This is a genomic window from Aeromonas sp. FDAARGOS 1411 (assembly GCF_019047125.1).
GTDB classification, from domain to species: Bacteria; Pseudomonadota; Gammaproteobacteria; order Enterobacterales; family Aeromonadaceae; genus Aeromonas; species Aeromonas veronii.
Map to the genome: position 1 here is coordinate 1,056,064 of NZ_CP077214.1, position 14,444 is coordinate 1,070,507.

The following is a 14,444-nucleotide window of genomic DNA, read 5'->3' on the forward strand; positions in this document are numbered from 1 at the left end:
ACAAGGAGCAAACCATGAAGATCACCCACCTGTTGAAAGTGACCCTGCTGGGGTTGATGTTGTCGCTGCTGGCCGGTTGCCAGAGCGCGCCCAAGGGGTTGACCCCGGAGCAGATCGCCGTGCTCAAGGAGCAGGGCTTTTATCTGACCGATGAGGGGTGGACGCTGGATCTGGCCAACCGGGTGCTGTTTGCCAACAACGTGGGGGCGCTCAATCCCCAGACTCGCCAATCCGTTGAAAAACTGGGTAAAACACTGCTTGGCGTAGGGTTGGACAAGGCGCGGGTGGATGGGCACACTGACAATACCGGCGAGAGCAGCTACAACCAGCAACTCTCACTGAAGCGGGCCCAGTCGGTGGCCGATGTGCTGGTCTCGGTCGGCATGAAGCCAGCCAATCTGGAGATCCATGGCCGTGGCGAGACCATGCCGCTGGCGGATAACAAGACCAGAGAGGGCCGGGCCGCCAACCGCCGGGTTGCCATCGTCATCAGCGATCAATAACCCTTTCATCGTTTCGTTACCCATAAAAAAGAGCGCCCGACCGGCGCTCTTTTTGATCGCGACAGCTGGGGTCGCGGGGACATGTGGGGCAGGGTTACTGCGCGCTATTTTGCCCGTTATTGTCGTGATGACTGCGCAGGCGGATGTTGATCATCTCCACCACCAGCGAGAAGGCCATGGCGAAGTAGATGTAGCCCTTCGGAATATGCAGGTCCATCCCCTCGGCCATCAGGGCGAAGCCCACCAGGGTGAGGAAGGAGAGGGCCAGCATCTTGATGGTGGGGTGGTTATCGACGAAATCACCGATGGATTTGGCGGCAAACATCATGATGAAGACGGCGATCATGATGGCCAGCACCATCACCGGCACGTGATCGGCCATACCGACTGCGGTGATCACCGAGTCGAGGCTGAACACGATATCGAGGATGGCGATCTGGATCAGGGTGCTGATAAAGCCCGAGGCCGCTTTGCTGACGCTTTCCGGCTCGGCCGCCCCTTCCAGGGTGACGTGGATCTCGTGGGCACTCTTGCCGATGAGGAACAGGCCCCCCAGCAGCAGGATCAGATCGCGGCCGGAGATGGCTTCACCCAGCACGGTGAAGAGCGGATCGGTGAGGCGCATCACCCAGGCCAGCGAGAGCAGCAGCAGGATCCGGGTACCCATGGCGAGCCCCAGACCCAGAATGCGCGCTTTTTGCCGCTGCGCCTCCGGCAGGCGACCTACCAGGATGGAGATAAAGATGATGTTGTCGATGCCCAGCACGATTTCGAGCAGGGTAAGGGTGGCGAGTGCGACCCAGGCAGAGGGATCAAGAACCCATTCCAGCATGATTGAACCTTGGTTGAAAATTGGTTGGAAAATTGAAGCAGCGCATTCTAGCAGGGGCGCCACTGCTTGTCCCGGAGGGGGGAAAAGATAAAAATGGTGGCCATCGCAAGGGAGGCAGGCATGTTTCGATTAGGGTTCATCATTAATCCGGTCGCCGGGATTGGCGGCGCAGTGGGGCTCAAGGGCAGTGACGGCGTGATAGCCGAGGCGCTGGCCCGTGGTGCAGTGCCCAAGGCGCAGGAGCGGGCGCGGCAAGCCTTGTTGCCACTGTGCGAGCTGAGCGTCCCGTTTGAACTGCTGACGGTAGCGGGAGAGATGGGGGAGGCGGTGGCCCGATCTCTGGGACTACCCTGTCGGGTCATCTATCAACCGGTCGGGGAGAGCACCTCGGCCGATGATACCCGCCACGCTGCCGAGCTGATGCGCGAAGCCGGGGTCGATCTGCTGCTGTTTGCCGGTGGCGATGGCACGGCGCGGGATATCTGCGCCGCGGTGGGGGAGTCCTGCCATGTGCTCGGCATTCCGGCGGGGTGCAAGATCCACTCCGGCGTCTACGGGGTGACGCCTGCCGCCAGCGGGCGGGTGGTGGCGCGGATGATTGCAGGGGAACTGCTCAGCCTGATCGATGCCGAGGTGCGCGACATCGACGAGGAGGCGTTTCGCGCGGGCAAGGTGCGGGCCCGCCACTACGGCCAGCTGAAGGTGCCCGGCGATCTGCGTTACGTACAGGCGGTAAAGCAGGGGGGCAAGGAGTCCGAAGAGCTGGTGTTGGCGGATCTCGCCGCCGGTGTGGTGGAGCAGATGGAGCCCGATACCCTCTATCTGATGGGCTCCGGCAGCACGGTGGCAGCCTGTATGGCTGAGCTCGGTCTGGAAAATACTTTGCTCGGTGTGGATCTGGTGGAAAATGGCCGACTTATCGGGCAGGATCTCAGCGCCGCCGAGATCCTGACCCGGATCCGCGGCCGTCGCTGCCGACTGATCATTACCCTGATAGGCGGACAGGGACATCTGTTCGGGCGCGGAAATCAGCAATTGAGTCCTGAGGTGATTCGGTGTGTCGGGCTGGAGAATATCCAGGTGCTGGCAACCAAAGCCAAGCTTGCCGCCCTTGCGGGCAGGCCGCTGCTGGTGGACACCGATGATCCCGAATTAAACCGGGCGTTGCGTGGTTATCTGCGAATAACCACGGGATACAAGGATCAGGTCATCTACCCGGTGGCCAACCCGGAATAGGACGCCAAGGACGCTGCTGGCCTGGCGCCAGAGAGCTGCAATCAACCGGATTGCGGTTCCATACCCCCGAATTTTTTGCCGCAAATGAGGCTGCGTTACATGACGATTCACGATTTTGAGCACAAGTTGTTGGGACTGATCGACAGCATGGTTGCCACCGCGACCGACGATGAGCTGTTTGCGGGGGGTTATCTGCGAGGTCATATCTCATTGGCCGTTGCCCGGGCCGAGCTGGAAGGCAAGACCCTGGTGCGGGACGTCAAGAGCTATGTGCTGCGCAGCCTCAACGAGGCGATCTTGCAAGGTGAGCTTTCTGAAGAGGATGAAAAACTGGTGCAGGCGATGTGGAGTCGTTTGCAACAAGACGCAGAAGCTTGATCGGATACACAATTCAAACTGAAGTTTGAGTTTATCCTTCCCCTGAAGTTAGTGAAAGGTTAATAATAAGTTTCGCCTTTTGTTTCAGGGATTAAACTATGGCCTCCTCCTCACGCATTGCCAATAAACTGCCGCTCGAGATGCTCTATCACTGGGAGCGGCAGTGTCCTGATCGAACCTACCTGCGTCAAACCATCAATCGCGAATATGTCGATTTCACCTGGGGTGAAGTGGCCGATGAAGCGCGGCGGATGGTGACGGCCTTGCGTCACCTCGGTCTGGTGGCGGGTGACAAGGTGGCGCTGCTCTCCAAGAATTGCGCCCAGTGGTTTATCGCCGATCTGGCGATGCAGATGGGGCAATACGTGAGCGTGCCCATCTACCCGACTGCCAACGTCGACACCATCGAATATGTGCTGCGCCACAGCGAGGCCAAGGCGATCTTCGTCGGCAAGCTGGATGACTGGAAGAGTCAGGAGGCGGGCGTACCCGCCGATCTGCTGCGCATCGCCTTCCCCTATGACACCATGCCGGCCAGCCACCAGTGGGACGATCTGCTGGAGGCGCATGAGCCGATCCCTGACAGCCCGGTGCAGGCCCCTGACTCCCTGCTGAGTCTGGTCTACACCTCCGGCAGTACCGGCAAGCCGAAAGGGGCCATGCTGAGCGTCGAGCGTTACGCCTGGTCGTGCGAGAAGCTGGTGGAGACGGTGAGCCTGAGCCAGGCCGATCGGGGTTTCTCCTATCTTCCGCTGGCCCACATTACCGAGCGGGTCTACATCTACGGCGGAAGTCTCTATGGCGGCGCTACCATCGCGTTCCCTGAATCCCTCGACACCTTTATCGAAGATGTCAAACGCTGCCGTCCCACCGTCTTTATCTCGGTGCCACGGCTGTGGGCCATGTTCCGCATCAAGATCCACGAGAAGCTGCCCCAGAACAAACTGGCGTTGCTGCTCAAGATCCCGCTTATCTCCGGCCTTATCAAACGCAAGCTGCAAAAGGGGTTGGGACTGGATCAGGCCCGGGTACTCGGCTGCGGCTCCGCGCCTGTCTCCCCTGCGCTGCTTGAGTGGTATCTGAGCATTGGCCTCAAGGTGACGGAAGCCTGGGGCATGACCGAGAACCACGCCTACTCCACCATCAACTACCCGTTCCGCGCCGACAAGATCGGCACCGTCGGCAAGGCGGGGATCGGAGTGACCATCAAGATCTCCGATGAGGGGGAGATCCTTTGCCGCTGCGAAGGGATGATGCTGGGTTACTACAAGGATCCCGAGCACAGCGCCGAGGCCATCGATGCCGAGGGGTGGCTCCACACCGGCGACATGGGCAAGCTGGACAAGGAGGGTTATCTCACCATCACCGGCCGGATGAAGGATGTGTTCAAGACCGCCAAGGGCAAGTATGTGGCGCCGGTGCCCATCGAGGGGCTGCTGGGTCAGGAGCCCATCATCGAACAGCTCTGCGTGATTGGTTACGGTATGCCGCAGCCCATTGCGCTGGTGCAACTGGCCGAGAGCGCCATGAAGGGCAATCGGGAGGAGGTCAACGCCAGACTGGAAGCGGCGCGGGTACGGGTCAACGATCAGCTGGAATCTCATGCCAAAATTCGCGGCATTCTGGTGGTGAAAACCCCCTGGAATATCGAGAACGGCGTGCTGACTCCCACCATGAAGATCAAGCGTCACCTGCTGGAGCAAAAGTACGCCCAGGTCGGGGATCGCTGGCCCTCATCCCAGGTGGTGGTGTGGGAGGAGTAAATCCCCCATTTTCCACATCGCGACAAACAACAACGGCCCTTGATGGGCCGTTGTTGTGTTTGAGGCATATCACTCGCCGCTGTTTTGTCGGCGAGTAAAAGCGCGCCCGGTTAGATCTGCGCCAGCGCGGCGGCCAGATCGGCGATCAGGTCGTCCGCATCTTCCACCCCGATGCTGAAGCGGATGAGGTCGTCGTTGACTCCGGCAGCGAGGCGGCTCGCCTCGTCCATGGCGGCGTGGGTGGTACTGGCCGGATGGCAAGCGAGACTCTCGAGATCCCCCAGACTCACCGCCTGCACGAACAGTTGCAGGTTATCGAGCAGGGCGGCGCAGCGCTCAAACCCGCCTTCCAGCTCAATACTCACCATGCCGCCAAAGCCGCTGGCGAAGGCGCCGAGGGCATCGTGGCCCGGATGGTTGGCAAGGCCCGGGTAGATCACCTTCTTCACCGCCGGATGTGCCGCCAGAAACTCGGCCACTTTCTGGGCATTGTGCAGGTGGGCATCCATCCGCAGCGGCAGGGTCTTGACCCCGCGTTGCAGCAGGTAGGCCTCCTGCGGGCCGATGGGGGAGCCGATATGCTTGAGGGCCACGGTGCGGATCGACTTCATCAGGGCGTGAGAGCCCGCCACCACCCCGGCGATGATGTCGCCGTGGCCGCCCAGATATTTGGTGCCGCTGTGCATCACTACATCGACCCCGAGCTCCAGCGGACGCAGCAGGTAGGGGGTGAGGAAGGTGTTGTCACATACCGTAATGGCGCCCACCTTGCGGGCCGCTTCCACCACCAGCCGCGGATCCACCACCTTGAGGGTGGGGTTGGTCAGGGTTTCGAACAGTACCACCTTGGTAGCAGGGCGGATGTTGGCCAGCAGATCCCGATCGCTCTCGTAGGCGGTGACCTTGATGCCGGCGCGGCTGAAGGTCTGCTTGAGGAAGGCATCGGTGCCGCCGTAGAGCGGGCCGATATAGGCCACCTCATCGCCGCTGTCGGCCAGGGCATACATGATGGCGCTCACCGCCGCCATGCCGCTCGCCACCACCAGCGCTTCGTCGGCCCCTTCCAGCGCCGCCAGTTTCTGCTCCAGCTCGGCGGTGGTGGGGTTGCCAAAGCGACTGTAGATAAAGCCGGGGGCTTGACCTGCAAAGCGCTCCTTGCCCGCCTGGGCGTTGAAGTAGCTGAAGGTACTGCTCTGGTAGAGCGGGGTGGTGAGGGCGCCGGTCTGGGGGTCGATCCGCTGGCCGCTGTGTACGCTCATGGTCTTGAATTTCATCGTGTTGCTCCGTGATGACCAGGCTCTGGCCATGACTTGTTTTGTTGTTCGTTGCTTGTTGTTTTTGTCAGCGCGGGTATGTGCATGCGGCTTGTGACTTATGCATATACCCGCCTAGGGATCTTTACGCTGCTTAGGCCGTTATCGCTTCGCTTTCAGTGCGCGGGAGGCGAGTTGGTTCCACCGGCCCATAGTGCCGCGCCGCCACATCCGGGTGGGAGCGCAGCCGCCCTTTCAGCACGTTCTCCCCCACCTGATAGAAGAGCGGATTGGTCGGGTCACTCTCCGGCCCTTGCGCCTGTGCTGCCAGCTCGGGGGAGAGGCTGAGCAGTGGCACGGTGGCATCGAGCCGCGCCGCCATAAAGAAGGCGCAGGAGAGGCGCGATACGCCGGGCGGCGGGCTTACCACCCGATGCAGGGTCGCCTTGAGATAACCGTTGGAGGCCAGCTCCAGCAGCTCGCCGATATTGACCACCAGCGCTCCCGGCAGGGGCGGTGCGGAGATCCAGCCGTCGGCCGTCTCGACCTCAAGCCCAGAGTGATTGTCTTGCATCACCAGCGTCAGGTAGCCGGGATCCTTGTGGGCGCCGACCCCTTGACTGCTGCCACCCGCCTCTTGTCCCGGGTAGTGAATCAGCTTCATGTGTTGGTAGGGGGCGCCGCGAATACTGTCGTCAAACACGTTGGCCGGTTGCTCCAGCACCTCGGCGAAGGCAGTGAGCAGGGTGAGGGTGATATTGCTCAGCCGCTCCTGCCACGCCAGCAGATGGGCTTTCATCTCTGGCAAGGCGGCCGGCCATTGGTTGGGGCCGATCAGCCGCTGCCAGGGTTCACGGATCAGGGCCGCAGGCAGGGCTTGCGCCTCATTCATGATATCGAACTGCTCCCGCAGATCCGGCCGCGCTCGGGTCAGCTCGGCACCGACCCGGTTGTAGCCGCGAAAGTGGGGGCTGTTGACCATCTGCACTGCCAACTTCTCCTGCTCCGGCAGAGTAAAGAAGCGCTCTGCCAGCGCCAGGGTCTCTAGCATCTCAACCTTGCTCAAGCCGTGGCCGACCAGATAGAAAAAGCCCACATCGCGGGCGGCCGCGGCCAGCCTGGCCAGCATAGAGCGACGCACCTCGGGTGCCCCGTTGAGGGCAGCCAGATCGATGATCGGCAGTGGTGAATGTTCCATGTGCACCTCCTCACTCTTTCGTTATCTCTGGCGCCATCTCTTCTGCTGCCTCTGGTGCGGGCAGGTCTGATGAGCGGCAAACGGGATGGCGCCATCTGGGATAAAGGGGATGCTACTGTTCGGTGTTATAAGACGGAAACAACAAATTATTCTTAGTTATACACAAAATTCGAAATGGAATTCGGCAACTGATGGGCTGAAGGTTTTTTGCGCAGCCATTGTGGGGTAAAGGGGCAATGATGAGGGGGAGAGTGATAACCAGAGGCAAGCTGCCAGTGGCAAAAATGACCAAAACAGAAAATGGCCAAAACAGAAGGGAGACGGATGCCTCCCTTCTGGTTGAGCGGGTGTTCACCTGACCGGAAGCGTAGGTGAGTGACCGCGCATTCTGGCCTTAACCGATTGCTGGCTCTCAGTAACCCAGGGTAAAGCGCTGGCTCTCAGTAACCCAGGGTAAAGCGCTGGCGCAGGTGAGCCGGTTTTTCCGCCTCGTTCAGCACGCCATCGGCCAGATCACCGGCGGTGATCCCGGCAGGCTGTTCGCCACTAAAGAGCACCTGGTCGCCACCAATCCGATAGCCGCCGCGCTTCTCGCCCGGCTCCAGGAACACCGGGGGAGAAACAAAGCGCCAGTCGAGGGCGGTTTCACGACGCAGGGCGGTGAGACCGTCGCGGGCCGCCAGCGCCCCCTGTTTCCACTCGGCCGGAAACTCCGGGGTATCCACCAGTTGCACGCCGGGGGCGACCTCCAGACTGCCGGCGCCACCTACAACCAGCAGCCAGCTGTTGGCCGCCTTGGCTGCTGCGACAATCGCGTTGGCGCCCTTGAGGTACTGGTCGTAGATATCCGGTGTGGTCCAGCCCGGGTTGTAGGCGCTGATCACCCGATCGTGCCCCTGGAGCACCTCGGCCAATGCCTGCGGGTTTTGGGCATCCACCGCCACGGCGGAGACCTGCGGATGGGCGGCCACCTTGCTGACATCGCGGACGATAGCGGTGACGTGATGGCCACGGCTGATGGCCTCGTTCAGGATGGCTGAACCGACAAAACCGCTGGCACCGATCAGGGCAATCTTCATGGGGAACTCTCCTTCACTGTTGGAATGGGGCTATCCTACGCCGCCATTTATGATTTAATAATCACCTCAGAAATGCATTCACTTATAAGCTGGATTTAATAATGGAACAGCTCAGACGTTACGCCATCTTCGCCGCCGTGGTGGAGGCGGGCAGCATGACAGGGGCGGCCAAATCCCTCGGCATGACCCCCTCTGCCGTCAGTCAGCATATCAGCCAGCTGGAGAGCCTGCTCGGGCTGCCCCTGCTCCATCGCTCCACCCGTCGCCTCAGTCTGACCGAGGCGGGAGAGGTGGTGTGGCAAGGGTGCCGGGCGTTGCAACAGACCCTGAGCGAGACCGAGTTGCGCCTCTCCGAGGTGCGCGACGCCCTGCTCGGGGAAGTGCGGATCACCGCCCCGGTGGGGATGGCGGGCCAGCCGCTGGCGCTGGCATTGTCCCCGCTGTTGCAGGCCCACCCCGGCCTCACCATCCAGATAATTGCCGATGACGAAAAGCGGGATCTGATTGCCGAGCGGATTGACGTGGCATTGCGGGTCGGCACCTTGCCCGACTCGACTCTGGTGGCCCGCAAACTGGGGCAAACCCGGATGCTGCTCTGCGCCGCCCCCACCTATCTGGCGCGCAAGGGGACGCCGCGCACGCCCGCCGATCTGGCCGCCCACGATTGGCTCTGTGGCGACATGCTGGGCAACGGTTTGCTGCTGCTTGACGAGAAGGGGGGCGAACACAGGGTGAGGTTCAAGGCCAAGGTGCTCTGCAACAACGTGTTGCCCCTGCGCCAGTTTGCGCTGGCAGGGCAGGGGATCTCGCTGCAACCGGAGGGAGAAATTGGCGAGGATCTGGCGCAGGGGCGTCTGCTCGAACTGCTGCCCGGTTTTCGGGTGGCGCCGATGGAGATCCACGCCATCACGCCGCAGCGGGAGATCCCGGAGAAGGTGCGGCGGGTGGTGGAGGCGCTGCGCAGCTATTTCGGCACGACGATGTCGTCATGAGCTGCGCCTTAATGGTTGAGAAAAGGCCCCCGATTATCCTGAAGGGGGATTATCCATAAGGCGGTTTGTCGAGAAGAGCGATAGCCCGGATGAGGAGAAGGGCATGCTTGACTGTTAAGCATAATTAAAACGAACTGACGGCCCGCACCTGATCTTTGAGCCAATTAAGCCCGGTATCCTGACCGGAGCTCTTGTGCCAACTCATGTAGACGGGGCAATCCTCCGAGAGCCAGGGGAGGGGATAGCTGGCCAGATCCAGCGCCTGCCCCAGCTTCTCCATGTGCCACTGGCTGGCGACGCAGAGCCAGTCGGTACGACTCACCAGATGAAGAGCGGTGAGCAGGGAGTCGCTCTCGTAGGCAATCTGGCGCGGCGGCAGCGGCGCCTTGGTCAGGGTGTTGAGCAGCAAGCTGTCGAGCCGCCTGGTTTGCAATACCACGTGCTTTTCGTTGAAGAAGGTGGCCATGTCGGGGGCCTGGCGGATCCTGGGGTGATCCTTGCGGCAGGCGATGCGCAGGGCCTGGGACATGATCTGCTCGTTTTCGATCCCCTGCTCCGCCATCGGCTTGGTGGCCAGCACCAGATCCACGCTGTGCAGATAGAGGCTGTTCTGGCGCAGGGCTTCGTCCTGCACCTGGGTGTTCCACTCCAGCTGACAGTTGGGGGCTTGGGTCTGCAGCAGGTTGTTGAGCTCCGGCAGGAAGAAGATATCGATATCGGGCACCCCCGCGATGCGAAAGGTGCGCCGACTGGTCTGGGGATCAAAGAGATCGGTGCGCTGCAGGCTGCGCTCCATGTCGTGCAGCGGCACCATGATCTCGTGGTGCAGACTGAGCGCTCGCGCCGTGGGGGTGATGCCGCGTCCTTGGCGGACAAACAGCGGCTCGCCCACCAGGGTGGTCAGGCGGCTGATGGCCTGGCTGATGGCCGAGGGGGTCATCTCCATCATCTCGGCGGCCGTGGTGACACCACCATAGCGGATCACCGCATCGAGGACGCGAAAGAGATTGAGATCGACTTGAGACATGGTGGCTACCGTTAAGCAAAATTAAACAGTTAACATACTGAACAGCCTCTTGTCCGGCCAGCATTCCCTGCGAGAACTGTGATGTTTCCCTCTCTATTCGTCATCTTCCATCTTGCCGCGAATGCGATCGAGCCTGTTTTGCAGCCATGCTTGAGCCCGGCAGGTGGCCCGCGGCATAGAGTAGCGCGACCAGCAGCAAGCCGCCCAGAAAGAGCCAGCGAGCATTTCCCCAATAGCCGTTGTCTGTCATCAGGGCGGCCAGCAGCAAGGGCCCCAGCAGCTGACCGAGGTTGGCGAGCTGGACAAAAAATCCCTGCACGATGGCCAGTTGCACCGGCCCCTGACTCACTCCCTGCGCAGACGAGAGGATCGCCGGCGGCGCCATGCCACCCGAAAGGGAGAGGACGAGGCACAATCCATAGGCCCACCACGGCGACAGGCCGGGCCAGAAGGCGAGCATGCCGCACAGCGCCATCAGGCCCAGTGCCCAGCTGATGAGCCGATCTCGTGCCACGCCCCGGCGCAGCAGCCATGCCCCCATCAGGTTGCCGGGAATATTGGCGACCACCGCCAGCGCTGAAAGCAGGGCGATCTGGCTTTGGCCAATCCCGGGGCTGCCTTGCAACATGGTTGGCAGCCAGACAAAGAGCGCCCAGAGCATCAGGCTGTAGAGCGTGAACGCCAACCCGTAGCGCCAGAGTGCCTTCTGCCGGAGCACCGTGAGTTGGCGCAGCGGGTGGCCCGAGTTGATCGAGTTTTGGGGTGCCCAGACCCGCAGTTTATCTGCCGAACGACTGGCGAGCAGAAGCAGCAGGGCAGAGAGTTGCGGGATCATCAGGATCAGCCAGGCCAGTCGCCAGCCACCTTGCGCCGTGAGCCAGGGGGTGAGCAGCATGCCCGCCGCCGCCCCGAGGGGCAGGTTGACCGCCCACAGGCTCAAGGCCAGTCGTTTATCCTCCTCCTGGGTCACCGCCACGATAAAGGCGGGCATGGCCACCGAGACCAGCAAAAAGCCAATCCCCTCGACAATGCGCGACAGCAGCATCATGGCCAGCTCGGTAGCGGGCAGCGCCAACGCACCGCCTGTGACGATAACCAAAAGCCCGACAACCCCGGTTTGCCGCCCACTCCAGCGGGTCAGCAACAGGCCGAGAAAGAGACTGCAGAGGATCGCCAGCGTATTGAAAGCTGAGGCGAGATAGCTGGCTTCGACCAGTGTCAGCCCCAGCTCGCTGCGCAGTATGCCGAGTACGGCGGGCACTTTGCCAAGGCAGAGGGCGCCGCTGGCACCGGCAAAAATGGCGAGGAAGACCAGAGGCCAGCGTGTGCTTTGTGGCTGGTGGCCAGCGAGCGTGCTCATGGCCGATATTGGCCGTTGCGCAGCCACTCATCGTTGAGCTGACCAAATTCGCCGCGCTGATAGGCATGCAGCCGATCTGCAATGGCGTCGTGGCTGTTCATGACGAAGGGGCCATGTTTGACCAGGGGTTCATTGAGCGCCTGGCCTGAGAGCAGCACGAAGTGGCAGGGCTCGGTGGCCTCAAGCTGCAGAGCCACCGCCTCGCCGCCCTCGGCAGAGAGGCTGACACCCATCCCGTGACCTGCCGGGATGAGGTGCCGCTCTCCCTCCGCCTGCAGGGTCAGCGATCCGGTCAGGGAATAGATCATGGCATTCCAGCCTGCTGCCAGCAGATGGGTGAAGCGGCTGCCGAGCGCGCAATGGCCATCGAGCAGGGTAAAGGTTTGGGGCAGTTCTACCGAGTGTGGTGCCGTTATCCCGTTGCTGTGGCCTGCGACCACCCGTACTCGCACCCCTTCGCCATGAAATTCGGGGATGGTGGCAGCGGCTGCGTGGACGGCAAAAGGCGACATCATCTTTTGACGGGCAGGCAGGTTGACGAAGATCTGCAGGGCGTGGACATAGGGCGATGCCCCCTCCGGCTGCTCGGTATGTACGGCCCCGCGCCCGGCCGCCAGCCAGTGGAGCGCCCCCGGTTCGATGGGGCCCTGATTGCCGAGGGAGTCGTAGTTGACGTGGGGGCTTGTCGAATCCTCGAACAGATAGGTGACGGCAGAGATCCCGGCGTGGGGATGGGGCTCGAAGGTGGGGGCGGTCATCTGGAAGTGATCCACCATCACCACGGGGTCTATCAGACCGTTGAAAAAGTGTTCGCCAAAATGGCTGGCTTCAAAGCCGCTGCCAATGCGCAGCGGTTGGCCCTTGACGGGGGCGGAGAGAGTCAGACGTCTGGTCATCGATATAACCTCTTGAAGACAAAAGAAGCCTTCGGTCATCTGACCGAAGGCGAGGCGAGTTACGACTTCTTGGCACCCTCTTGCATCTGCCACACCAGGGTGGCGAAAGGCATGTCGAGGGCGCTGTAGACATCGTGCGCCTTGGGGTCGACGTTGCTGCGCAGCATCTCGACTGCGGCGGAGGCGTAGTCGGTGACCGGGATACCGGCCCCCAGCAAGCGTTGCAGCCCAGTGGTGCGCTTGGCTTCGTTGAAGGTGCCGGAGGCATCAAGCACCACCCGGGCATCATAGCCGGCAGCCTTGGCAGAGAGAGCCGGGAAGCTGGCGCAGATCTCGAGGGATACCCCAGCGATGAGCAGCTGTTTGCGGCCGGTCTTCTCAATGGCGGCGCGCACGGCGGGATCGTCCCAGGCGTTGATGACGGTGCGGTTGATCACCTTCACATCCGGCAGGGCACTGGTCAGTTCGGGCATGGTGGGGCCCCACATGCCATCGGGCATGGTCGCGGTCACGATCACCGGCACGCCGAGGGCGCGGGCGGCGTTGGCCAGCGCCACCACGTTGTGCTTGAGCTCGCCCACCGTGGTGTCGCGCACGCCGCTCAGCAAGCCGACCTGATGGTCGACCAGCAGCAGTACCGCATTGTCTCGGGAGAGCATCTCCAGATAGCGGTTGGGTGATACAGTCGGATGGCTGGCAGCCTCGGCGGCTATGGCCGGTGTCGCTGTGGTGGTCAGCGTGGCGGTCAGGGTCGCCAGACCGAGCAGGGTGGCAGAGCAGATTTGTCGCAGTTTCATGGTGAACTCCTTGTGATATCGGAACAGTCAAACGGCCCTTGCTGGTGGGGCGGATTGCCCGCGCAGCAACCGTCTGATGGGGACAGGGCCATTATGATGGCTGCAAAAATGGCGACAATCTGGTGAAATAGGTTCTTATCGTTCTATTGGTGGAACGATGTGAACGCACCTCACCCTTACCAAGGCAGCCCGATGACACCACTGGAACTTGATTTGAATGATCTCTATCTCTTCACCCATGTGGTGCAGCGACAGGGATTCACTGCCGCCGCGCGGGCGCTTGGCGTGCCCAAGTCGCGGATCTCGCGCCGGATCCGGCTGCTGGAGGAGCGGCTGGATACCCGGCTGCTGCAACGTACTTCGCGCCAACTCAGCCTGACCGATGCCGGTGAGGTGCTCTATCGCCACTGTCAGGCGATGCTGGCCGAAGCGCAGGCGGGAGAGGCGGCTGTGCGGCAACGGCAGCAGGAGCCGAGCGGTCTGGTGCGGATCAGCGTGCCCATTACCATTGCCGATGCGCTGCTTGCCCGTTTGCTGCCCGCGTTTATGGTGCAATACCCCAAGGTGAGGCTCGCCGTGCAAGCCAGCAACCGGCAGGTGGATCTGCTGGAGGAGGGGCTGGATGTAGTGATCCGCGGGGTGGCCTTCGAGCAGCCCCCCTCCAGTCTGGTGCAGGTGCCGCTCTGCACGGTGCAGTGGGGCGTGCTGGCTGCCCCAACGTGGCTCTCTCGCCACGGTGCATTGATGCATCCGCGCCAGCTGGAGGGAGAGGATGCCCTGCTCTTCAGCTCGCTGGAGCGTCAGGCCGATCTGTTGCGGCTGCGGCACGATAGTGGGGAGAGTGAGGAGGTGGCGGTCAATGTGCTGTTGCGCAGCGACAATATGCAAACCCTCAAGCAGGCGGCGCTGGCGGGGCTAGGAATGGTGGGCTTGCCACTTTACGCCTGCGTGAATGAGCTGGCGGATGGGCGGCTGCAACAACTGCTGCCCGAGTGGCGTCCCAAAGATGGCAAGCTGGTGATGCTCTACCCAGCGCGGCGCGGCCTGTCACCGGCGGTCAGAGCCCTCATCGACTTTATCAAGGTGCAGTTGCCTGCACTGCTCGCAGAGGTCGGCCAGCCCCGCTGAAG

14 protein-coding genes are annotated in these 14,444 nt (G+C 61.9%); 6 read left to right on the forward strand and 8 right to left on the reverse strand.

The window, feature by feature from the left end:
* Positions 1-14 precede the first annotated feature (14 nt).
* Positions 15-503, forward strand: a complete 489-nt coding sequence (locus tag I6L41_RS04680) for an OmpA family protein (RefSeq protein ID WP_005333642.1) — start codon at positions 15-17, stop codon at positions 501-503.
* Between the two features lie 94 nt (positions 504-597).
* On the opposite strand, the gene I6L41_RS04685 is transcribed toward I6L41_RS04680, so the two are convergent.
* Positions 598-1,335, reverse strand: coding sequence for a TerC family protein (locus I6L41_RS04685; protein WP_042083356.1), 738 nt, complete (start codon positions 1,333-1,335; stop codon positions 598-600).
* A 120-nt stretch (positions 1,336-1,455) separates the two neighbouring features.
* Here I6L41_RS04685 and I6L41_RS04690 point away from each other — a divergent pair, with 120 nt between their 5' ends.
* From I6L41_RS04690 to I6L41_RS04700, 3 genes are all read left to right on the forward strand, one after another.
* Positions 1,456-2,571, forward strand: a complete 1,116-nt coding sequence (locus tag I6L41_RS04690; RefSeq protein ID WP_216962280.1) for an ATP-NAD kinase family protein — start codon at positions 1,456-1,458, stop codon at positions 2,569-2,571.
* Positions 2,572-2,670: 99 nt separating this feature from the next.
* On the forward strand, positions 2,671-2,949 hold the full coding sequence (locus I6L41_RS04695) for a YfcL family protein (RefSeq protein ID WP_005333639.1): 279 nt from the start codon (positions 2,671-2,673) through the stop codon (positions 2,947-2,949).
* A 98-nt stretch (positions 2,950-3,047) separates the two neighbouring features.
* Positions 3,048-4,712 (forward strand): AMP-binding protein, encoded by a 1,665-nt coding sequence (locus tag I6L41_RS04700; protein ID WP_005333638.1) that lies wholly within the window; start codon positions 3,048-3,050, stop codon positions 4,710-4,712.
* A gap of 110 nt (positions 4,713-4,822) precedes the next feature.
* Here I6L41_RS04700 and I6L41_RS04705 read toward each other — a convergent pair whose 3' ends face one another.
* From I6L41_RS04705 to I6L41_RS04715, 3 genes are all read right to left on the reverse strand, one after another.
* Positions 4,823-5,986 carry a PLP-dependent aspartate aminotransferase family protein gene (locus I6L41_RS04705; RefSeq protein ID WP_159143873.1) on the reverse strand — a complete coding sequence of 388 codons (1,164 nt, stop codon included), beginning with the start codon at positions 5,984-5,986 and terminating at the stop codon, positions 4,823-4,825.
* A gap of 133 nt (positions 5,987-6,119) precedes the next feature.
* The gene (locus I6L41_RS04710) at positions 6,120-7,163 is read right to left on the reverse strand and encodes an isopenicillin N synthase family oxygenase (RefSeq protein WP_216962284.1); all 1,044 of its coding nucleotides are present in this window, start codon (positions 7,161-7,163) and stop codon (positions 6,120-6,122) included.
* Between the two features lie 440 nt (positions 7,164-7,603).
* The gene (locus I6L41_RS04715) at positions 7,604-8,242 is read right to left on the reverse strand and encodes an NAD(P)-dependent oxidoreductase (protein ID WP_216962287.1); all 639 of its coding nucleotides are present in this window, start codon (positions 8,240-8,242) and stop codon (positions 7,604-7,606) included.
* Between the two features lie 101 nt (positions 8,243-8,343).
* Here I6L41_RS04715 and I6L41_RS04720 point away from each other — a divergent pair, with 101 nt between their 5' ends.
* A complete protein-coding gene (locus I6L41_RS04720) occupies positions 8,344-9,234 on the forward strand; it encodes a LysR family transcriptional regulator (protein ID WP_216962292.1) in 891 nt (296 codons plus the stop codon).
* A 124-nt stretch (positions 9,235-9,358) separates the two neighbouring features.
* On the opposite strand, the gene I6L41_RS04725 is transcribed toward I6L41_RS04720, so the two are convergent.
* The 4 genes from I6L41_RS04725 to I6L41_RS04740 form a co-directional block, all read right to left on the reverse strand.
* Positions 9,359-10,261 carry a LysR family transcriptional regulator gene (locus I6L41_RS04725; protein ID WP_005352600.1) on the reverse strand — a complete coding sequence of 301 codons (903 nt, stop codon included), beginning with the start codon at positions 10,259-10,261 and terminating at the stop codon, positions 9,359-9,361.
* A 100-nt stretch (positions 10,262-10,361) separates the two neighbouring features.
* Positions 10,362-11,621 (reverse strand): CynX/NimT family MFS transporter, encoded by a 1,260-nt coding sequence (locus I6L41_RS04730; RefSeq protein WP_216962296.1) that lies wholly within the window; start codon positions 11,619-11,621, stop codon positions 10,362-10,364.
* A complete protein-coding gene (locus I6L41_RS04735; RefSeq protein ID WP_216962299.1) occupies positions 11,618-12,517 on the reverse strand; it encodes a pirin family protein in 900 nt (299 codons plus the stop codon). Before I6L41_RS04735 ends, I6L41_RS04730 begins: the two co-directional genes overlap by 4 nt.
* Before the next feature lie 59 nt (positions 12,518-12,576).
* Complete coding sequence (locus I6L41_RS04740; RefSeq protein ID WP_216962302.1) at positions 12,577-13,314, reverse strand: isochorismatase family protein; 738 nt, start codon at positions 13,312-13,314, stop codon at positions 12,577-12,579.
* A 192-nt stretch (positions 13,315-13,506) separates the two neighbouring features.
* Here I6L41_RS04740 and I6L41_RS04745 point away from each other — a divergent pair, with 192 nt between their 5' ends.
* The gene (locus I6L41_RS04745) at positions 13,507-14,442 is read left to right on the forward strand and encodes a LysR substrate-binding domain-containing protein (protein ID WP_216962306.1); all 936 of its coding nucleotides are present in this window, start codon (positions 13,507-13,509) and stop codon (positions 14,440-14,442) included.
* The last annotated feature ends 2 nt before the right edge of the window (positions 14,443-14,444 follow it).